Here is a 21,333-nt window from a genome sequence, read left to right as displayed (position 1 = left end):
TATGTGTCGTTCGGTCAATTCCTGAATTTGGCGCGTTTGTGAGTGTCACAAACGAGGTAACGATTTTTGCATTGACGCCGTTGCTCATGGACTCGAAGGCAGGAAGAATTGAAAGGCTTAATCCTGCGGCTGCGAGGGCAATGTAGACATCATTCACAACGTCCGCTGAAGTGCAGCGAGTGGCATACCGTGTTCCAGCAACTACAATGATGAACGAAGCGATAATGGCAAATGTCCTTGACGGGTTCATATGCACCACCCCCTGGACTGTCCTATCGGCATTTCAAACCGAAAATGTCACGTATAAACTTTCCGGCTTTTTGTTTTTAATAACCGATATAAATGTGGTACACAGGCAGGAGTTGACGATTACTATATATAGAAGTGCTTTCATAACTAGACAAGTGGTGATATAAATGGATGATGAGACCAAGAAAGCAGAGAGATACTCGGACGGGCGCGGACTGAGAACAAGGGGATTCGACGACCTCTTCGGGGATATGCAGAGGTTCCAGAGATCGCTGGGAGAATGGGCAAGACCGTTCTTTGCTGACTTTGCACCGATGAGCCTTCTCGATCCCTGGGTATCGGATACACAGGTGCCTCGCCTTGACATACAGGAGACAGAGAAGGAATACAACGTGGTTGTTGAACTTCCCGGCATCAGGAAAGAGGACATAGAGGTTGAAGTTTCAGACGAAAATGTTGTTGAAATATCAGGGAAGAAGACTGAAGATAAGAGCGAAAACAAATCGAATTACCTGAAGCGGGAGAGAAGTGAGCGCAGCTTCCACAGAAGTTTTTCACTGCCCGACGAAATAGATCAGGACAGAATCGAGGCCCAGGTGGAAAACGGTATCCTGAGTCTTAAGCTTCCGAAAAAAGTCGAGACGCCGAGGAAGACAAAGAAAGTCGAGGTAAAATAACCGGATAAACCTTTTTTTACTTTGTTTTTAATCATTTTAATCAATTTCAAAGGAGTTAATGAAGACGACAGGGAGATCTGACAAGTTTCTGAAGGTAGTTGAGGCGAAGCCCAAGGACGTAGGTAGAGGCATAGCCAGAATCGATCCTGCAGTCATAGACATACTGGGAATACAGATTGGCGACGTTGTGCATATAGAAGGAAGAAAGAGCACTGTTGCAATTGTCTGGCCTGGTTATCCGGAAGATACAAACAGGGGCACCGTGCGCATTGACGGAAGCACGAGAAGGAATGCCGGAGCAACCATCGACGACAAGGTTTCTGTCCAGAAGGTGTCTGCAAAAAGGGCAACAAGACTGACACTGGCTCCGACAGAGCCGCTCAGAATCATGGGCGGCGATGAATATCTTTCACAGGTCCTGGAGGAGAGGGCAGTCACGAAAGGCGATGTTGTCGAGATAAACATCATGGGCAGGAAAGTCGATCTTGTCATACTCTCGTTCCAGCCTCCGGCGGAGGCAGTGATCGTAGACCGGGAAAGCGAGATCAAGCTAAGCGAAAAACCCGTAAAAGAAGAGCTTGCAAAGCTGCCAAGAGTGACGTATGAGGACATAGGCGGTCTGAAGGAAGAGGTGAAGAAGGTCAGGGAGATGATTGAGCTGCCGCTCAAGCATCCGGAACTCTTCGAGCGCCTCGGCGTCGAGGCACCGAAGGGCGTGCTGCTCCACGGGCCTCCGGGCACGGGCAAGACGCTGTTAGCGAAAGCAGTCGTGAGCGAGACAAATGCAAACTTCCTCAGCATTACAGGCCCGGAGATAATGAGCAAGTTCTACGGGGAGAGCGAAGAGCGTCTGCGCGAGATCTTCAAGCAGGCGGAGGACAACGCACCGAGCATCATATTCATAGACGAGATAGACAGCATAGCGCCGAAGAGGGACGAAGTCACCGGTGAGACGGAGCGCAGGGTGGTGGCACAGCTGCTGGCGCTCATGGACGGGCTCGAAAGCAGGGGAAAGGTAGTCGTCATCGGCGCAACGAACAGGCCAAACGCCATCGACGGCGCACTCAGGAGACCGGGAAGGTTTGACAGGGAGATCGAGATAAACATACCTGACAGAACGGGCAGGTACGAGATACTAAACATACATACCAGGGGCATGCCGCTGAACAGCGATGTGGACCTTGAGCGTCTTGCGGATTTGACGCACGGATACGCGGGAGCTGACGTTTCTGCACTTACGAAGGAGGCGGCGATGAGGGCGCTCAGACGGGTCATGCCCGATCTTGATCTTGAGCTGGACGCCATACCCGCTGAGATACTGAACACGATGACCGTCACTCAGAACGACTTCTTCGGCGCACTCAGAGACATGCAACCTTCCTCGATGAGAGAAGTGCTCATAGAGAAGCCTAACGTGCACTGGGATGACATAGGCGGGCTGAAGGGAGCGAAGCAGGAACTCAAAGAAGTTGTGGAATGGCCAATAAAGTATGCAGATCTGTTCTACCAGGTGAAGGCCAGGACGCCGAGAGGCGTTCTGATGTACGGGCCGCCCGGGACGGGCAAGACGATGCTCGCTAAAGCCGTAGCGACCGAAAGCCAGGCGAACTTCATCAATGTCAAGGGACCCGAGTTTCTGAGCAAGTGGGTCGGAGAGAGCGAGAAAGCCGTCAGGGAGATATTCAGGAAGGCCAGGCAGGCAGCCCCCTGCATAATCTTCATGGACGAAATCGACAGCATAGTGCCAAAACGCGGAAGCGAGGCTGACGCCAAGGTGACGGAGAGGATAATAAGCCAGATGCTTACAGAGATGGACGGACTCGAAACGCTTCACAATGTTGTTGTGATAGCAGCGACCAACAGACCGGATCTCATAGACGAGGCGATACTGAGGCCGGGAAGGTTTGACAGAGTCGCATTCATTCCACTTCCGGATATCGATGCCAGGAGAGATATCATCCGCATCCACACCAGAGACATGCCGCTTGATAAAGACGTTAATCTCGACGAACTCGCATCGAAGACAGACGGATTCACCGGCGCGGACGTGGCGGGACTGTGCAACGAGGCGGCCCTGCTGAGGATAAGACGTTTCGTCGGAAAGGGCGGCAGGATATCTGATCCGGATGCCAGGAATTTGAAAATAGCGATGAGTGATTTCCAGGAAGCAATGGAAAAAGTCAGGCCGACTTCGCGTGTTGAACTGGAAAAGTATGTTAAGATAGCGCGTGAATTCGAGTACGTGGGATGAAGATGCCGAAAAACCCTGCATCGCAGAACAGAGACGAGTTAATCAGCGGCATAACGGATGTGCTTGCAAAGGCTGGATTCTTCCTTGCGGAATGCCGTGGAGTCCGCAGCATAACGTTTGACGTCATTGCAAGGAGAGACAGGGATCTGCTTCTCATCAAGGTGCTGAGGAATGTTGACGGTTTCAGCCGCGAGAATGGCGAGGAAATGAAACGCGTTGCAAATGCGCTGGACGGCAAACCAATCATCGTGGGCCTGCACTCGGGCGGAGGTATGCTGGAGGACGGCATAGTGTATTCGAGATTTGAGATACCAATCATAACGCCTGCCACGCTGGAAGATGAATTCCTCGAAGGTGTTCCTCCGTTTGTAATGGCGGAACCCGGCGGGCTTTACGTGAAAATAGACGGAGAATTGCTCAGGAGGCTCAGGGAGGAGATGGACATCTCGCTTGGCGCAATGTCGGAGATTGCAGGAGTGTCCAGAAGAGCTATTCAGATGTATGAGAGCGGAATGAAGGCCGTCATAGACGTTGCCCAGAGATTCGAGGAATTTTTCAACATGCCGTTTGTACTGCCGCTCGAGGACTGGAGGGCAGGCGAAGCTCGACATGAACAGTGGTCGAAGGACTTTGACGATTTTGCCGGTTTCGACGGTGAGGTTTACAAGATGCTTTCCGAAATAGGCTGCTCCGTGCTGCCTACAAAACACTCAGTATTTGATGCACTCACAAAGGACAGAGAGAGTCTGTACATTGCGTGGCTGGCTGGCGACATAGGTGATTTCCACGGCAAGATAGAGGTGCTGGACAACATCATACGCATAACAGAGAGGGATGCGATACTATTCGTGGAGCGGAACACGGAGAAGGGCAACGTCAAGGGCATTCCGGTCGTCGACAGGGAGGACCTCATGAAGCTGCAATTCCCGGAGGAGCTTGCCGAATACGCACGGGAAAAGAGATCTGGCAGACTGGCCGGCCAGGACTAGACAATGTCGCAGAGGGAATGGCTCCTCGACATCCGCGGCTCCGGCGTTGTGGTGCTTGGCGTAATTAACGGACTGGCGTCGGAAATTGAGATTGTAAAAGAGGCGCTGGACAAACACAGGCCCGGCGCGCTAGGCATTTGCCTGTCGGCCGGGGAGGTCGAAAGCATAAGGAGCTGGAACAGGGACGGATCAGGCACACTGGACTACACTGAATTCGATGCTCTGTATGTGCGAGAAATGTCAAAATATGGGGAGATAAAAATGCCCTCTCCGACCAGCTCGTATGCGATAGCTGTTTCTGATGCGGCCGGCATTCCCCTGTATCCGCTTGACATTGATGACGACGAATATTCGGAACTCTACCTGAAGCATGTATCCCCTCTATCCCTGTTCATCGGTTCACTGCTGAAGGGAAGAAGTAGAAAGAAGAGGGTGGGCGGGACGGTCGAGGAAGCTGCATGCGCCATAGACAGGCTGGAAATGAGACCGAAGAGTCTGGCAATTGTGGAAAAAGAGAGAGAGAAACGCATTGCGGACGCGATAAAAAAATACAGTTCAGTGCATTCCCCGTTTCTCGCCGTGATCGGATACGAGAGGGTGCAGGGAGTCCTGGAATCGTTGAAAGGCTGAACAGGCAGAGCACGCCGTATCGCTCATTCAGAGCATATCGCGCAGGGTCATGTTCTTCTTTGCCGCCGTGTCGAGACTCTTCCTGATAACTTCTATTTCAGACTTGCCAAGTATGCCTTCATCCGAATTGAGAGCAGAAATCATCAGCGACAGGAGTTTGTCTCTCTCCTTCTCCAGTGCATTCCTGACAGCGTCAGTCTGTTCTGGGCCAAGAATAAGTTGTTTCGAGAGGTGTTTCATCTGCTCCGTGACTACGCTGTCGGAGACTGCAAACAACTGCTTTATCAGCTCCACCTTTCCAGAATTGTGTTCCTTTTTCAGGTAATTTTTGATTTCAATATCTATGAATAGACTGGCCTCCTCGGTCACCTTCTTCTTCTCCTCTTCCATCCGTTTTATTCTCTCCGAAATTATATCGAGGTTTATCAGTGTACATTTATCCGAAAGAGAAGGATCCACGGCGAATGGGACAGATATGTCGACAATAGTTTTTCCTTTCAGGTATTGCGCGTCTTCCGGCGTGACAATGTATTCATCCGAACGCACGGCAAAGAAACAGGATCGGTAATTTCGCCAGTGATGCTTGCCATAGGCTGCTTGAGGGATGCCGAGTTCGGCCGAGACGCGATTTCCCCTGGCCTGCGTTCTGTTTGTTATGGAAACAGAGTGTCCGCGCTTCTTGAGCAATGTAGCGATCTGTCTTCCCATTACTCCTGCGCCGACGACCAGGACAGGATCGGCGCCGCCGGACTGTTCGAACAAATCGACGGACTCGCGTGAAATGCTCCTCTTCAGTCTGCCAATGGATGTTTTTGTTCTGACACGTTTCCCTGCCTCGATGGCTCCCCTGAAGAGCGAGTTGATCTCCCTGCCACACATCCCGGAGTTCTTTGACAGCATCCATGCATTCCTTGTCTGGCCGAGTATCTCATTCTCTCCGACAAGCATGGAGTCCAGACCCGCAGCGACGTGGAAAAGATGCCTTACAACACTGCTGCCGTGAGAAATTCTGTAATTTGAGACTTTTCCCTCCATATACCCCTTCACATACTGGAGGTTGGCATGTGTTCCGGGATAGAAGTATATCTCAAACCTGTTGCACGTCCACAGCACAACGGCTTCCCTGATTTCATTGTTCTTTGCAAGATACCTGTAGATTTCATCAATCTGTTCCGGGCGTACTACCCTGAAGTACATCGAACCAAGGTCGGAATAAGTCACGCTCGCAAGGAAGATGCCCGATTTGCTCAACCTGATAGCGCCTCGCTGTTCTATAGCATCATGAGTTAATAGTTTTCCTTCTTCCGTTCTTCTCAAATTGCGAAATGTTCACTGCAGACTGAGGTCACCCGGATATGCATTAACCTCGCTCCGGCCGGAAGCGGAAGACAAACATTCAAACACAGTTACAATTGAGAATCTATCACAGATTCCTTCCGGCACTGCGGGCAATCGCCGTGTAGCAGGGGCATTTTTGCAGTTGCTGGTTACTCGACCGCCACACCCGGAGACTTGAAGAGTATTTGATGACGTGCCAGATGAGGAGACGGCGCGCTTGAGCCAAACTATTGACTATAGTCCTTTTTTATTCCTGCGAAAGATTCCAGATGCTTCTTCTGAAAGCAGTGAAAAATTCTCCGAGACATCACGGACCGTGTGCCTGAACGAAATGAACATCGTCTCCTCCTGTGACGCGGGTATGAAGATACCCGCATCCAGTGCTGCTGCGAACAGTTTGAGGAAAAGCGTATGATCGATGCGCTGAACGTCGCCGTAATCATGGACGTCGTTTTCGGTGAAGAACAGGGATACCATCCCTGTGCCGGATTTCACGGTCAGGCCCGATTCCGAAAGGCGCGAAGCGGCAAGTTCAGTCAGGCGGCGTAGCTTGCCGTAATCCTTCTTCCTGAGGATTTCCAGTGTTGTCAGACCGGCTGCAACACAGGCAGGATGTGCCGAGTACGTGCCTGCCTGTGAAAAACTTCCCGAGGGCTTTATCCGACTCATCAATTCGGCGCGTCCGCCGAAAGCGGCGAGAGGCATGCCTCCTCCTATGATCTTGCCGAAGGTATAGAAGTCAGGAACAACACCCTCATCTTCACAGTACGGGCCGAATCGCGTCCTGAAACCCGTTATCACCTCATCGCATATCATCAGTGTTCCGGTCGAATCTGCATAATCCCTGACGCCGGCAAGATAGCCGGGGGAGGGCGGAATCAGGCCTGCATTGCCCATCATCGGCTCCACTATGACGGCCGCATACTCCTTTGTAATGAGCTTCTTCCTGACCTCCTCGGCGGAGTTGAAAGGTACCTCGTCAACGGTTTCGCCCGCGAAATTCATCATGTGCGTACCGTGATAACCGCCAAGTATCTTGAGTATTTTTTTCCTGCCGGTGCAGAACGTGCTCAGGCGAAGAGCGTGCATCGTAGCCTCTGTCCCGGTAGAAACGAAGCGCATCATCTCCATTCCACGGCATGCTCCCTTGATCAGAATCGCGAGTTTCAACTCATTTTCTGCGGGAGCGGCGAACATCATTCCGCCCTCCACGGCAGATGTAACTGAACGGACGACAGCAGCATCGGAGTGTCCGAGTATCAGTGGTCCGAATCCCAGCACGTAGTCAGTATACTCCCTTCCGTCGACGTCACGTATGTGTGAACCTTTACCGTCCTTCATGAATCTTGGAAAAGGAGGATAGAAACGAACTGGACTGTTCACTCCGCCCGGAAACAACCGTGCGGCCCTGAGGTAAAGTTTATTGCTTTTCAAATTGCCATCCCCGGAGACAAACTGAATTCTACATGCATGGTTTAAATCATTGCCTTAAAGACGCCCGGAACGCTTCAAAAACAGCCAATTGAGCGAATCAAGTACTGAGAAGAGAAACATCAGCTAAAAATAGCATTTGTGTTTCTTAATGACCGTTCCGTCACGTATATGCACTTAATGATGCACTGACCGCGACGATAGGCAGAAATGCCGTCAACTGAACACAAAACAAAAGGCGGAGATATGACCGACAATAATGCGCCGAGAAACACGAGGAAGGAATGCTACAACTGCTGGAGGCTCATCCCGGATGATGCCAGATTCTGTCCGTTCTGCGGTTTCAACCAGATAGAGAGACATGGATTCCAGCTCATATCCGGACAAAAGGACAACCCTTCCGCTCAGCAGAGCGCTGAGCCGTCTGCACGTTCAAGTGTCAGTTTTCAGACGACACACAGCGGCACGCCGTTCAATGCTCTTCCATACACGCAGTACAGGACGGCCAGACCACATGCAGTCAACGGAACAGCCACTGCAAGGAAGAGGACAACATGGGTAGACATTGCAAAAACACTTGGCATCGTTGGTGCAGTTATCTATTTTGTTGCAATGATCATGGAGCTGGGAGCGGCATATATCTACACTGAATACACACCCTCCATGGCCTCTTCCCCCTACGCGTTTCCCTTTTACTTCATAATACCGCCTTTTCCACCGCTGTACATCAACGGCGTCTACTCCACCGGCTATCTGATTGCCTATCCGGCAGTGGTGCTCATCGCCACTGCAAGCTTTGTCGTCATGATGCGGAGGTCGCGCAACTTCAGAAAGGAGATGATGCCCGGCTACACGAAAAAGACGACAAGCGATCTGATGCTCATTGCCGGCCTCTTCATGGCCTATCTGTTCGTGAGCATAGCCTCGGTTTTCTTTGTTGCGGATGTTCTGGGACAGCCTGTTCCGACACCTAACTTCAACGCTATTCCGATAAACATGCTCATATTCGAACTGACCTTCGCGCCAGTATGGGAAGAAACAGTCTACAGGCTCATGCTCATAGGCATACCGCTCACACTATTCTATTTGTTCACCAGAAAAGGTGACGGAAGGAAAACGTGGAAATATCTTCTCGGAGGAAACATGAAGATTACTCCCCCTGTCCTCATACTGATTATTATATCATCCATCATATTCGGCGTGGCGCACTGGTCCTCCGGCTCCGGATGGGGGACATGGAAAATAATTCCAGCAGGCATTGCCGGACTCATGCTGGCATACTTGTACGTCAAGAAGGGACTGTATGCAGACATACTGTTCCATTTCAGCGTGGACGCCACCGGCATCATAAGTTCGCCCGTGGCCTCCGGCGCGGTTTTGAACGATGCACTTGCTCTCATGTTTTATTTCTGGGCAGCAATTGGCATAATCTTCTTTGTCTACTGGGTCATGGTAATATACGGATTCTTCACAGGAAAAAACATACTGCCTGCAAAAGTGATGATGCGCTACGCCCTGGCGACAGGCAGCGAGGGCGCAGGCTCGTTGATCTCCGAAGGAACCGCAAAGGAAGCAACGGGAGAGATGATGCAGCATGATATGCCACCCCCTCCCGGACCAGTCGGACAGTATGGCGGTCCCGGAGGAGCTGCGGTCACAGGCAGAGGCAAGCAAGCATATCGTGGAAATATTCCACCGATTCCAGGCGATCTTGTTTTCGGTTATTCGTGCAGCAACTGCGGCGGTCTCGAAGCGAAGTACCAGGACGGCAAATTCGTTTGTGTTTTCTGCGGACATGAAAACAAAAAGTGACGATCTCAGTGGAGCGACTCAACAAATGCCGCGCCGGATATCGCCTCTTCGATACTTCTTGCCTCAATCACGATCGGGACTTCAGATTTCATAATCGGTGAAAGCACTTCTATGCCAGCAGCTTTGCCAGTCCCGAGCTGCAAGTGAGAATCCTTATGACCGTCGTTGTCGCTGAGATGTATCATGCCTGTCCTGCTGCTCATGGAGAAAAAGGCCGCAAGCTCTCCGTCGAGAGAGGCATGCGCCACGTCGAGGCACATGTTTACTGGCAGGCCGGTCAGCAGCGCATTCATGGCCCCGGCGGAGGGTGCGACTGAGCCGGAGACCGAAGGTGTGTTTTCCACAAGCAATTGGGTGCCCAAGGATTTTGAGAGTGCAGCGAGCGCTCTTATACCCTCCCTCGCAAGCAGGAAAGCTCTTTCGCTGTCTTGCGATGAAAGAATTGAGTGTGTGCCCGGATGAACAACGAAAGTATGTATGCCCATGTCCGCCCCGAGCCGCATGGTTTCTGCACTCTCCGATATTGAGAGGCTCCTGATACTCCTGTTCAGGCTTGCTATATTTATGTCGCTGACAGGTAGATGGGCGCTGTACTTCAGGTTGTATGAACCGGCGATGTCCTTGAATTCATCCGACAGAACATGCATTTCGTGCTTCCCCTCTGCCACGATCTGCCAGCCGTCGAAATAATCTATCAGTGTGTCAAGAAGTTTTGAGAGAGGAGGAAGCGAAAGAGAGGAACAGGAAAAGTGGCAGCGCAAAGGAATCACCCGTCTGCAGACTGCGTGAGTCTGCTTTCATCGTTTTCCCATCTTGAACTCACATATCCGAGAATATCCAGAAGCTTTTCAAAATAAAGCACAGGATTTTCCGTCTCTCCGCTTAATTCTATGCTGCCGAGCGGTTTCGGCTCATCCGCAATGTTCACTCTTCCGGCAAGAGCGGCCTGTTTATTCAGGTTTATGCGGAACCTGTTACCTTCGGTGTTCCTGTTTATCTGCTCGATAAATGCATACCTTATCTTCTGCTCAGTTATCAGTGCAACGAGCTGATCGATGTTCTCTGGCACACAGGCAAGGAACGAGCCTCCATCAGTGATCACGGACTCCGGGAAGAGGTTCATAAGCGCCTTTCTGACAGCGTTCGGATCCTCAGTCGGATAAAGTTCCACACGAGCGGAAAATCGTATCATGAAAGAGAGCAACCCGGTACTTCAATCCGTTGAAACGGTCATATAGTTTTTTGAGTGAAATGAACAGGTGCAGGAGGAAATGTAAACAGAAGCAGCCCGCAAAGTGCGCTTCGAGAATAACGCTATATAGTTTGCAGACTGATAAACCGGCGATTGGCCACGGACATATCATTCACACTTGGGATATGCTCAACAGACGAGACCTGCAATCTTGAAAAACTGATTTCAGTAACAGACAGCGAAATGATGCCGCAGGGAATCAGTATAACGGACGTTGTGATCGCGGTCAGCGGCGGTTCCTCAGACACTGCTGCAATAGCGATGAATTCTGCCATGCGTTTTCAGCGTACGGTCATAATTGAAGAGAACAGGAGCGGGAAGGCAAACGCAATAAACAGCATCATTAGCAACATGAGGGGAAACAATCTGCTCCTGATTAACGGTGACGCTCTTCCTGAAGCAGGATCCATCGCCTCACTCATGGAGGATCTAGTGATATCTGGCAGCGCGATGATGTGTGCTCAGCCCGTGCCGGCTGCAAGCGACTGCAACCCTGTCGCAGGCAGTCTTGTGAAATTTCTGTGGGCACTGCACAACTCCACGATGGAAACACTGGAAAAGTGCGGGGAGAGGATGCATCTGACAGATGAGATGATGGCAATCAGCAGGAAACACATTATGCGATTGCCAGACGGCACCGTGAATGACGGCGCCCTCATGTCCACAAGGACGCAGGTGAACGGCGGAGCCGTTTCATTTTCACGCAGATCGTTCGTCAGAGTTTCTGTGCCTGTGCGAATGCGCGATATCATAAGCCAGAGGAGGAGGATAATGTTTGGTCACCTGCAGGTGAAGGAGCTTATTGGTGTCCTTCCCGGAACAGCGGAGTTCACTGCATGGAAACGCCCGCTTGCCGGACTCAGGATATTGCTGGATTTCAGCAGGAAGCATCCTCTTGAATCGCTCATCCTTCCGGTAGCGGCAATTGTTGAAATGTTTTCGCTCCTGGGCGCGTTGCTGGACAGAAAGAAGAGATCGGATGCTCATGCAGTTTGGAAAAGGGTCAGCAGCGCTGCCTGGAGGTGAGTGCCATGTCAGGTGTCGACGATTCGGTGGATGCGGGAAGCATGCTGGACGGCATCGAGGACGAAGTGCTTGATATTGTCAGAAGCTCAAGCAGATGCGGCTTGACGTCCACTGTTGATGAGGTGCAGGAAAGACTCGCCGCGGGGAACAGGCATCTGGCGATTAGGTGCGCGGCGGCAATCGAAGCACTTGAAAGGAGCGGCAGAATAGTGATCGAGGGAGGAGAGATAGCACTCCACGGACATGGCGATGTTTCCGGCAGCGCTCTCGAACGTAGAAAAAGGGCAGGAGACTACCTGTCCTTCGGCCGCGCATTCCTTGAAAGCGTCATTCCTTCCGTTCCCGATGTGATAATGGCCGGCATATGCGGATCAGTTTCATACGGCAGCGCTGGTCCCGCCGATGATGTAGACATCATTCTGATTTGCAGGAATGGTGCACTGTGGAGTGTCATGAAAAAAGTTCTTCTCCGCGCACGTGCATTGAGAAAGAAGGAGCCGTGGAGGCCGGTCATTTGCCTGAGCTACTGCGCCGACGACGCGGCATTCAGGGAGGAAGCGGCGAACCACAGGACCGGACTCTTTGCAAGCGACTGCCTGAATATCAGGGTGGTGAAGGGGGAAGACTACTACCTGAACGTGCTTTCATCCAACCCATGGATGCGTTCCCGTTATCCCTCGACCTATGATGCAAGGGTGGGTGACGGGGAGAAGAGCGCAACATACGTCGAAGGACAAAACACTTTCAGGAACAGGCTGGATTACATGCTCGTGGGCAACTATCTGAGGGCCATGGCACGGGGAAGAAACATGATGTTCCGGTTAAGAGGCAATGAGCATGCACTCTTCACCGCAAGGATCGAAAAGGACAGGTGCGTCTATGCTTCCGAAAGGTGGAAAAGGCTCGAAGAAGGATGATTTCCTTCAGCACGAAGACAAACGACCCTTGATAACCCTCTAATTGGATGCAATTGATACTATTACATTGACTTTTATGACATAATGACAACTAAAAGTCATGCAAACATTAAATAATCATTTAAAATTGTGAAACAGCATAGTCGGAGGTTGTTAATTGTCTGGAAATAGATTTTCGGCGGAATCTGTCTTGCAGGCTGTAAGCAAGGAAGGAATAAAATGGATTGATCTGCAGTTCACCGACCTGATCGGCGGACTGCAGCATATAACAATACCCGCATCCACGTTAAATGAAAAAAGCTTTGCGCAGGGCGTTAACAAGCTTGACGGTTCATCGATTAAGGGATTCAAGGAAATACACGAATCGGACATGGTCATGATGCCCGACCCGTCAACCTTTGCAATACTGCCGTTTTTCACCGAAGAGCACAAGACTGGAAGACTTTTCGTCGACATTTATGAAGGCGGTTCACATGAAAGATTCACCAGGGATCCGAGGTACGTGGCGCAGAAAGCGGTCGATTATGCTCGGAGCAGCGGATTCGATACAACTTACTGGGGACCCGAACCAGAGTTTTTTGTCTTTGACGGCATCAAGGTGACGCCAACACCGCTGAGCGCGAGAGACGGATGGGGCGGTTCCGGTTATGAAATCGTATCAAAGGAGGCTCCGTGGTACACAGACGGGGGAAAGCAATTCCCGATAAGGTTCAAAGAAGGATATTATCCCGCACCCCCGCAGGACACACTCGTCGATTTCAGGAATGAGACGTCGAGCATACTGATGAATTCGTTCGGTCTCGAAGTGGATGCTCATCACCACGAAGTGGCAACTGCGGGACAGTGCGAACTCAATCTGCACTTCGACGAACTTGTCAGAACGGCGGACAGCGTGGTGACGATGAAGTATGTGCTGAAGAACGTCGCCAAGAGAATGAACATGATTTGCACTTGGATGCCCAAACCTGTTTTTGGAGATAATGCATCGGGCATGCATGTTCACCAGAGCCTCTGGAATTCAGGAAAGAACAGCTTCTACGACCCCGAGGACGACTATGCGGAGTTGAGCCAGACAGGAAGATATTACATCGGCGGGCTCATGGAACATGCGCGCGCACTCTGCGCCATTACCAATCCCACCACAAACTCATACCGGAGACTTGTTCCGGGGTACGAGGCGCCGGTATTCATAGCATGGAGCAAGAGAAACAGATCTGCAAACATACGGATACCGATGTATGAAAGGGGAGAGGAAAAGAGCAAGAGGCTCGAATACAGAACGCCAGACCCAAGCGCCAACATCTATCTTGCTGAGGCGGCGATGCTGGCTGCCGGAATAGACGGCATAAAGAAGAAGATCGACCCGGGCAATCCCGTAGACAAGGACATTTACAAACTTACGGAACTGGACAGGAGGGAACTTGGCATAAGAGAGCTGCCCGGAAGCCTGAAGGAGAGCCTTGAGGAACTGCAGACAGATCATGACTTCCTGCTGCCAGTCTTCTCCAAAGACCTGATTGAGAGGCACGTCGAGTTAAAAATGGACGAATTCCTGAATGTTTCACTGAGGACTACCCCTTACGAGGTATTCAGATACATGGACGTCTGAGCAGACGCGCACAGGGACATAAAAGCTCACTGTCTCGGTTCCCGGCAATCGGTCGCATAACGTTAAATACTGATGGACAGAGTTAAATGCGTGACACCGGACGACATACCGTTAGCTGTGGATTCGCTCACAATCAGATACGGTGACAGGATTGCGGTTGACAATCTATCCTTCGCCATACAGCCCGGACAGATATTCGGGCTTCTGGGACCGAACGGTGCAGGCAAGACTTCGACACTGAAGGCAATCCTCGGCCTGGTGGAAAAGAAGGGAGGAAGAACACTCGTCTACGGAAAGGATGTTGCTGAAGACCCTGCATACGTGAAATCGCACATCGGAGCCGTGCTTGAAAGCCCAGTACTGTTTGACTCTCTAACACCAAATGAATTTATCGAATTCGTCGCTTCGGTGCGCAGGATAACTAACACAGACAGGATCGCGAATCTTGTCGGCGCCTTTGCTCTCGAAGAATATATGGATACGCCGATTGCCAGCCTTTCAATGGGAAACAGGCAGAAGACAACGATCGTTGCGGCGCTGATGTCAGAACCACGTTTACTGCTGCTGGATGAACCGTTCAACAGCCTGGACATAAGATCGGTTAAGATATTCAGGGAACTCATACTGAACCATGTCAGGAGGGGAAATTCAGTGCTTTTTTCCACGCACATACTTGATGTCGTGGAGAAGATGTGCGAGCACATAGGCATCATCGACCGTGGCAGAATGGTAGAGCAGGGAACGGTTGCTGAACTCAGAGAGAGACTGAAAGGTTCGACGCTGGAAGAGATATTCCTCAGGGCAACAAACATGGAACAGGAGATAGAGAGCCTGCTCAAAGGACTGGAGTAGGTTGATGTTGCCATGGAGCGCGAGAAGCTGAACGGCAGACTGAAGAGAAAAATTGTTTCTTCAGTCTATCTCGAAATTCTGTTCCACGGATACTCGGGCACGGGTCTGACCGGTTTGCCCGTGCGCAATGTAAGGAAGACGATAGCGAGCGCGTCGGCTTACAAGTATGTGCTCACGGCATTCGTCGCGGTGGCCATGTCCCTCCTGGTCATGTACGCCGCGTTTCAGGGCACATACAACAGGGACGTGTTTCCGGTAACCGTGTTCATCTGGATGATGCTCATCTCGCTCATCACCTCGATGCAGCTTTCATACGGGGCGTCGGGAAGCGGCAACATCAGGAATCTGCTGCACATCATGCCGTTCACGGATCGTGAGATAGCAGGCATTGCTGCATCGGCAATGCTCAAAACCATCGACCTTCCGATTGCATCCTCACTCGCAATCATGATCATGTCCTATGCGGTTCTGGGCTTCTACGGTATGCTATCCGGTCTGCTTGCCCTCTTCACCGGCTTCTCGATGTTCCTGATCGCGACGTCGGTGACAACGAGGGCGTTCAGAAATTTCTCAGTGAGCAACAGGATCGGCATGATCATCCGTCTTCTCTCGACGCTGCCAATCATATTCTTTCTCGCAATACCGTCGCTGCTGTTCAGGCTGAACATAAATCTGAACCGCGTGGAAATGACGTACGTGCCAGTGCTGAATCTGTCCGGTGTCATGTCCGGTTACGGCATTTCCATCATTGCGGCATCCCTGTTCGCATCAGTGGTGTTTATCATAGGCGTCCGGCTCTTCAGGGATTCTGCTGTCTGGCTGATATCGCCGTCGGAGATGCAGGGAAGGACGAATGGACACCTGAAACTGAAAATCAGGCCGCCACTCTCCTCCCTGATACTTACGGATCTACGGCAGGTATTCAGATCACCGAGGCTCGCAAGCCTGCTGCTGCTCCCTTTCGTTCTGGTCGTCGTGGTTGTCTTCTACTTCTACTCGGCCGGAAGCAGCGCCCTGAAAATACCCTTCACGGTATTCTATTCGGAAGACATACTTCCGATTGCGTTTGTCAGCTCATACATTGCTTATCTGCTGTATATGACAGAGTTGCGCGGCCTGGCTTATTTCAGGCTGCTTTCCGTCTCAAAATATCTCAATGCGCTCGCGAAAACCATTGTTGCGTTCATTTTCTATGCTCTTTCCTCTATCGTGCTTACGGCAATACTGGTGCTTGCAGGAAGACCCGTAGAATATATTGTAGCAGTCTATACGCTCTTCTTCCCGCTACTGGCCTCCGTCATATTCACGGCTGCATATTTCCAGAATTCGGTGAGAGAATCAAGATTCGGTTTGTCCAACCCCTCCTCCTACATCGTGTACACGCTGGCCAATCTTGTCGTTTTCATAATACCCGCAGGAGCGTTTCTCCTGGGCTACCTACTGTTCAGAAGCGCACAGGTTGCGGCATTATCCATCGCTGGCGTCTCAGCTGTCGAGATAGCCTTCATGGCACTCATATTGCTTCGCTCGCCGGTTTAGCGCATAAAGTGTTTTAAGGGGCGTTCAAATTAATCACCCGTGTACAGGAAGGAGAGCCTCGAAGCAAGGAGAATAGCGAGGGAGCGCATTGAAAAGCTCTTCGCAATGGCAAAACAGCTTGCGAGGGAAGGGACGAAGGAGCGCAGCAGGCAGTATGTCGGTCTCGCAAGGCGGATAGGCATGAAGCTTGACATACCAGTGGGACACAGAAGAGAATACTGCAGGAACTGCAATTCCATCCTCATACCAGGAGTGACGAGCAGGACAAGGATCGTGAGAGGGAGGGCAGTGATAACATGTTTTAACTGTGGAAAAGCTTCCCGTTATCCCTACCGGAAGGCAAAGCAAACGGCTGACGGGGAGAGCGTCAGAGAAGAAAAAGAGATGATTGCACGATAGACAGGGAGCTGAAAAGGAAGGCACAGGAGCTGAAGGCGACCGTGCAGGTGGGAAAGAAGGGTGTGACTGAGGAGACCATAAAGGAGGCTGCGGAACAAATCGAGAAACGCGGTCTGGTGAAGGTCAGGTTCAACAACGACGGTACCGGTATAGATGCGTTGACAGGCAGATTGTCGGAAAAGGCGGAACTGATCATGAAGACGGGAAAGACACTGGTCTTCAGCAAGAGGAGATGAGCATCGTGCTGGATACAAAATTCCTTCGTGATAATCCAGAACTCGTGAAACAGGCACTGATGAGCAGAAACAGGGATCCGTCATTGCTCGACAGATTCCAGGCAATGGATTCGAAGTGGAAAACACTAGTTGAGAAGAGAAACACCCTCAACAGGCTGAGGAACGAGATATCCCTCAAAGTGTCCAAATCGAGTGGCGAAGAGAAGGAGAAAGGAGTTGAGGAAGGTAAAAGGGTCGCAACGGAGCTCAAGAGTGTTGAGAGCAGCATAACGGAAGTCGAGAAGGAGAGGGATGAACTCATCATGTACTTCCCCAACATGCCCAGCGGCAGGACGCCGCTAGGAAAGAGCGAGGAGGACAATGTCGTCATCAGCGTGCCCTCTAAACCGGCGGATCTGGGTTTCAGACCACTCCCCCACTACGAGATATGCTCACGCATGGGCATACTGGATTTGAAGAGGGGAGCGAAAATAACAGGTAGCGGCTTCTATGTACTGAAGGGAGACGGGGCGAGGCTCGAGAGAGCGCTGATAAACTGCATGCTGGACATACACAGGAAGCAGGGATACATCGAGGTCCAGGTGCCTGTAGTCGTAAAATCCCTCTGCGCAGAGGGTACAGGCACGCTTCCGGAAAAGAGGAACGACATGTACTGGATTGCAGGCGAGGATCTGCTGCTTAACCCGACGGCGGAAGTTCCTGTGACGAACTTGCTGAACGGTGAAATACTGTCGGTCGATGATCTTCCTATTTACTATACGGCTTACCTGCGATCCTTCAGAAAGGAAGCGGGGAGACACGTGGATTTGAAGGGCATCGGCAGGGTGCATGAATTCAACAAAGTGGAAATGGTAAAAATCGTTGAACCGGAGTACAGGGAGAAAGAGCTGCAAGGGCTGCTGAAGGATGCCGAGGAAGTAGTGCGGCAGCTGCACCTTCCATACCGGCTGAAACACCTCTGTACAGGGGATCTGGGTTTTTCGAACGAGGAAACATACGACATCGAGGTTTATGCGCCTGGTGTTGACAGATGGCTCGAAGTGTCTTCGTGCAGTTCATTCTCCGATTTTCAGGCCAGGAGGGCGCATATAAAGTACAGGAAGGCGCCGCATCTCAAAAGCGAGTTTGTGGCCACGCTCAACGGCTCCGGACTGGCGCTGCCAAGGACATTCATAGGCGTTGTGGAGAACTACCAGCAGGAGGACGGGACGATAAAGGTGCCCGACGTGCTGAGACCATACATGGGCGGAGATGAGGAAATTACCGCAGTGAAACATCCGGAGTGATAATTATAAGAACCCAAACACAGCATTCATGTTGCGTAAAGTCCGCTGTTGCGTTCAGGATGTGATCATAAATGGAGGATGTAATTGAGGTAGTTGCCTGTCCCGTTTGCGGGAAGGAGGTCTCCATGGCCGACCCTTCGTGCCCCCACTGCGGCGCAGAATTTGAGCCGGGGACCGCCGAGGAGCCTGTAGTACAGGGTCATGGCGGCAGGACGGCGGCTCACGAATCGGCATTGACATCACATAACGGAATGTTCGATTTCAACTCCACGATGGTGCAGATGTCCCTGCTGGGCATAACATACATATTCGGCTACGGATCGATCCTCGCGGGAAATTACATATCAAACGGCGGCCTGCTGAACGCGAGTTCTGAAATGATACTTGTGGTTGCCGGCATTATCACGATTGCAGTGTCCATATTTACTGCGCTGCTGCTCGGGCGCACGGGCGGAGCGAAGACCGAAAGGCTAAGCTTCTCCATGATCGCTCTCTTCCTCCTGCTCATTCCGCCTCTGTTTCTGGCTTTCCACTGGTAAGTGTGTCACTCTTCCTGCGTATATGATGTGCCGCCTGCCTGATTCGTTCCGTAATCAGGAACGGCAGTGAGCCTCTTCTTCTTCCTGGCGATCCTGACAAACTGGAAGACCATGCCGAGCAGGATAACGGCGAGTGACACAATTGTTGCCACGCTTCCGATATGCAGCACAGCGAGGCCGTAATCGACCAGGAATCCTCCTCCGACCGCCGTGAAGATGGCTATGAGATCTTTGAAGTAGATGATGCACACAATGAAGACTATCACCGCGACGATAAGCGCCACGATGAATGGCAAGGCTGAGGCGCGTGTTCCCTGACTCAATAAGCCTCCATTGACGCCGAACAGTGTCAGCACGCCGAGAAGCGAGAAGTATGCCACCATCAGGGATATTCCTGCCTCGGCAATGTAATAGAACAGCAGGCCGCCGATAATCGCGCCTATCAGACCGACGAGGAGGGCGCCGATGAAACCCGCTATGGCTACACCGAAGGCAAGACCTATCACTGCTCCGATTATACTCCCTATAATCGTCGTCGCTATCCTCCATATCGCCTCGCCAAAAAAGGCGAGCAATAGTCCTATTGCCACTGCAACAATGCCCACATATGGATAAACCGTCTGGGGAATCGCTGGAACGAACCCGTAGAGGTGCGTTGCGACCATAACCGATTAAGCTGATGCTGTGGTATAATTACTTTATTAATCATTTATCGAAAGTTATCTCTACGGTATTTAAAAAAATGAAAAAAGGAAATAATGATTTGATGGATCATTGGACCCATCTTATGCTGTAAAAAACTGGAACAGTTTACTTTCCGATCCTGAAAACCTTCGTACCGCAGCTCGGACACGAGCCCTTGGTCGCAGGCTTGCCGTTCTTCAGCTTTGTCTTGACCGGATTCTTTACTTCTACAGATTTCTTGCATTTCACACAATATGCTTTGACTTTGTCAGGCGTGTAATCCACCCTGCCCTTCAATTCACATCCCATTATATAAAAAATACTTAGATTTAGCCTCAATTGAAGGGCGATCAGGGCAATGTTCGGTCCTGACAGGTGCAAAAACAGGTCTGATCGGCGGTTCAGAGCGGCCTGAAGAGCAACTTTTCAGGACGATTTCAGTCGGGAGGTGTCGTTCACTGAGCGCTCGAGCTGGCGATTTGGAGCAGCATTTCCTCGATTCTCTTTGCAACCACACCTATATCAAAAGGTTCGGCAGACCTCCTGCACCTCTCGGAAAGTTCGGCATACCGGTCGTCTGCATACATGCCGTAGAGTTCTGCAGTTTTCTGCGCCATTTCTGTAGCACTGGAGGCCAAAAAACCATTGACTCCCGGCACAAGATATTCACCTGTGCCCATAATATTAGACGAAACGACGGGAGTTCCGGAGGAGAGTGCTTCGAGCGCTGTAATCGGGAACATCTCATATCTCGAAGGCATCAGAAGAAGATGTGAGCGGGAAAGCAGCTCTCTCTTTCTCTTTTCATCAACGAAACCTGGCATGCTGACCCTGTCGTCATGGAGTTGCTTTCTCAGCACATTTTGATATTCGCCTGATCCAGCAATGACGAAGTCGAAATCATCGACAGCGGTGCTTATTTCGCGGTAAAAGTCAGGGAGGATATCTGCACCCTTCTGTTCTACAAGGCGCCCTAGAAACAGGATGGTAAATTTATCGAACTTTTTGGATGGAGAAAAAGAGGAGCTGTCGACACCGTTTGGTATCCTGCGGACGTTCCTGTATCCGCGGAACAGCAGGTCTTTCTCTGTCTCTCTGTTGAGGACGTGGTGAGCTGGCATGCGCCTGGCAATCCTGTCGCCTCTGAATCCGAATATCCTGTAATATGATTCCCTTGAGCTGGGCATGCTTCCGCCGAAAAAACGGCGGTTCATTATGAGATGATGGCCCGCGACCATAGGAAACGAGATGATCTTCTGCAGCGCAAACATGGCAATTTCAAGGCCGCCCGTCGCATAATTAAAATAGACCACATCGGAAGAGGAGAGCACACCTGCCATGCGGTGCAATGAGCGTGGTGACGGAAACGATGTTCCGTCCACATAACCGATCTCGTTGATTTCAATGCCGAGTGATCGCAGCTCATCGCCGATTGCCGTACGCCCTGTTTCCGAAGGGGGTGCTATGATGCTGATTGAGTGTCGGGAAGAGAGGCGGGACGTTACATCACGTAACCATGTTTCTCCTCCGCCGCCATGGTCCACCGAGTTGTAACCAACGAATGTCATTTTCAATTGTCTTCACCGAACACCTGGTATGTGCGGGCGGCGCATCCTG

The 21,333-nt window shown here is 51.2% G+C and carries 21 protein-coding genes; 14 read left to right on the top strand and 7 right to left on the bottom strand.

Translation table 11 applies throughout. The features are described 5' to 3' along the window. Nucleotides 1-416: 416 nt before the first annotated feature. Genes KIS30_00565 through KIS30_00550 form a run of 4 tightly spaced genes read left to right on the top strand, consistent with a single transcriptional unit; the run spans nt 417 to nt 4,796 of the window. Nucleotides 417-926 carry an Hsp20/alpha crystallin family protein gene (locus KIS30_00565; protein ID MBX8645242.1) on the top strand — a complete coding sequence of 170 codons (510 nt, stop codon included), beginning with the start codon at nt 417-419 and terminating at the stop codon, nt 924-926. 58 nt (nt 927-984) lie between these two features. Then, the gene (locus KIS30_00560) at nt 985-3,177 is read left to right on the top strand and encodes a CDC48 family AAA ATPase (protein ID MBX8645241.1); all 2,193 of its coding nucleotides are present in this window, start codon (nt 985-987) and stop codon (nt 3,175-3,177) included. After that, complete coding sequence (locus KIS30_00555; protein ID MBX8645240.1) at nt 3,174-4,166, top strand: transcriptional regulator; 993 nt, start codon at nt 3,174-3,176, stop codon at nt 4,164-4,166. Before KIS30_00560 ends, KIS30_00555 begins: the two co-directional genes overlap by 4 nt. A 3-nt stretch (nt 4,167-4,169) precedes the next feature. Continuing rightward, complete coding sequence (locus KIS30_00550) at nt 4,170-4,796, top strand: hypothetical protein (protein MBX8645239.1); 627 nt, start codon at nt 4,170-4,172, stop codon at nt 4,794-4,796. Nucleotides 4,797-4,823: 27 nt separating this feature from the next. Here KIS30_00550 and KIS30_00545 read toward each other — a convergent pair whose 3' ends face one another. After that, nucleotides 4,824-6,047 (bottom strand): NAD(P)-binding domain-containing protein, encoded by a 1,224-nt coding sequence (locus tag KIS30_00545; protein ID MBX8645238.1) that lies wholly within the window; start codon nt 6,045-6,047, stop codon nt 4,824-4,826. A 321-nt stretch (nt 6,048-6,368) separates the two neighbouring features. Continuing rightward, nucleotides 6,369-7,568 (bottom strand): aminotransferase class III-fold pyridoxal phosphate-dependent enzyme, encoded by a 1,200-nt coding sequence (locus KIS30_00540; GenBank protein ID MBX8645237.1) that lies wholly within the window; start codon nt 7,566-7,568, stop codon nt 6,369-6,371. 243 nt (nt 7,569-7,811) lie between these two features. Between KIS30_00540 and KIS30_00535 the strand changes: the two genes are divergently transcribed. After that, nucleotides 7,812-9,377, top strand: coding sequence for a CPBP family intramembrane metalloprotease (locus KIS30_00535; GenBank protein ID MBX8645236.1), 1,566 nt, complete (start codon nt 7,812-7,814; stop codon nt 9,375-9,377). 5 nt (nt 9,378-9,382) lie between these two features. Here the strand turns inward: KIS30_00535 and KIS30_00530 are convergent, their stop codons facing one another. After that, a complete protein-coding gene (locus tag KIS30_00530; GenBank protein MBX8645235.1) occupies nt 9,383-10,147 on the bottom strand; it encodes a sugar phosphate isomerase/epimerase in 765 nt (254 codons plus the stop codon). Continuing rightward, the gene (locus KIS30_00525; GenBank protein MBX8645234.1) at nt 10,144-10,581 is read right to left on the bottom strand and encodes a hypothetical protein; all 438 of its coding nucleotides are present in this window, start codon (nt 10,579-10,581) and stop codon (nt 10,144-10,146) included. The genes KIS30_00530 and KIS30_00525 overlap by 4 nt, the downstream gene beginning before the upstream one ends. A gap of 141 nt (nt 10,582-10,722) precedes the next feature. Here KIS30_00525 and KIS30_00520 point away from each other — a divergent pair, with 141 nt between their 5' ends. The 9 genes from KIS30_00520 to KIS30_00480 all read left to right on the top strand — a co-directional run bounded on the left by KIS30_00520 (nt 10,723) and on the right by KIS30_00480 (nt 19,032). After that, complete coding sequence (locus KIS30_00520) at nt 10,723-11,655, top strand: glycosyltransferase family 2 protein (protein MBX8645233.1); 933 nt, start codon at nt 10,723-10,725, stop codon at nt 11,653-11,655. 5 nt (nt 11,656-11,660) lie between these two features. Further along, nucleotides 11,661-12,572 (top strand): hypothetical protein, encoded by a 912-nt coding sequence (locus tag KIS30_00515; GenBank protein MBX8645232.1) that lies wholly within the window; start codon nt 11,661-11,663, stop codon nt 12,570-12,572. A 157-nt stretch (nt 12,573-12,729) separates the two neighbouring features. Further along, entirely contained in the window at nt 12,730-14,181 is a 1,452-nt protein-coding gene (gene glnA / locus KIS30_00510; protein ID MBX8645231.1) for a type I glutamate--ammonia ligase, read from the top strand. 105 nt (nt 14,182-14,286) lie between these two features. After that, on the top strand, nt 14,287-15,033 hold the full coding sequence (locus tag KIS30_00505; GenBank protein ID MBX8645230.1) for an ABC transporter ATP-binding protein: 747 nt from the start codon (nt 14,287-14,289) through the stop codon (nt 15,031-15,033). A gap of 12 nt (nt 15,034-15,045) precedes the next feature. Next, the gene (locus KIS30_00500) at nt 15,046-16,572 is read left to right on the top strand and encodes a hypothetical protein (protein ID MBX8645229.1); all 1,527 of its coding nucleotides are present in this window, start codon (nt 15,046-15,048) and stop codon (nt 16,570-16,572) included. A gap of 105 nt (nt 16,573-16,677) precedes the next feature. Next, entirely contained in the window at nt 16,678-16,971 is a 294-nt protein-coding gene (locus tag KIS30_00495) for a ribonuclease P (GenBank protein ID MBX8645228.1), read from the top strand. A gap of 41 nt (nt 16,972-17,012) precedes the next feature. Further along, the gene (locus KIS30_00490) at nt 17,013-17,207 is read left to right on the top strand and encodes a YhbY family RNA-binding protein (GenBank protein MBX8645227.1); all 195 of its coding nucleotides are present in this window, start codon (nt 17,013-17,015) and stop codon (nt 17,205-17,207) included. Next, nucleotides 17,204-18,493: a serine--tRNA ligase gene (gene serS / locus KIS30_00485; GenBank protein ID MBX8645226.1), complete on the top strand. Its 1,290-nt coding sequence runs from the start codon at nt 17,204-17,206 to the stop codon at nt 18,491-18,493. The genes KIS30_00490 and serS overlap by 4 nt, the downstream gene beginning before the upstream one ends. Nucleotides 18,494-18,564: 71 nt before the next feature. Further along, nucleotides 18,565-19,032, top strand: a complete 468-nt coding sequence (locus KIS30_00480; GenBank protein ID MBX8645225.1) for a hypothetical protein — start codon at nt 18,565-18,567, stop codon at nt 19,030-19,032. A 5-nt stretch (nt 19,033-19,037) separates the two neighbouring features. Here KIS30_00480 and KIS30_00475 read toward each other — a convergent pair whose 3' ends face one another. The 3 genes from KIS30_00475 to KIS30_00465 all read right to left on the bottom strand — a co-directional run bounded on the left by KIS30_00475 (nt 19,038) and on the right by KIS30_00465 (nt 21,290). After that, on the bottom strand, nt 19,038-19,697 hold the full coding sequence (locus KIS30_00475) for a hypothetical protein (protein MBX8645224.1): 660 nt from the start codon (nt 19,695-19,697) through the stop codon (nt 19,038-19,040). Nucleotides 19,698-19,842: 145 nt separating this feature from the next. Continuing rightward, nucleotides 19,843-20,025 carry a hypothetical protein gene (locus KIS30_00470; protein ID MBX8645223.1) on the bottom strand — a complete coding sequence of 61 codons (183 nt, stop codon included), beginning with the start codon at nt 20,023-20,025 and terminating at the stop codon, nt 19,843-19,845. A 146-nt stretch (nt 20,026-20,171) separates the two neighbouring features. Further along, nucleotides 20,172-21,290: a glycosyltransferase family 4 protein gene (locus KIS30_00465; protein MBX8645222.1), complete on the bottom strand. Its 1,119-nt coding sequence runs from the start codon at nt 21,288-21,290 to the stop codon at nt 20,172-20,174. Nucleotides 21,291-21,333: the final 43 nt, after the last annotated feature.

Source organism: Candidatus Sysuiplasma acidicola, assembly GCA_019721035.1.
Lineage (GTDB): Archaea > Thermoplasmatota > Thermoplasmata > Sysuiplasmatales > Sysuiplasmataceae > Sysuiplasma > Sysuiplasma acidicola.
This window is presented reverse-complemented; position numbering and strand designations above follow the sequence as displayed.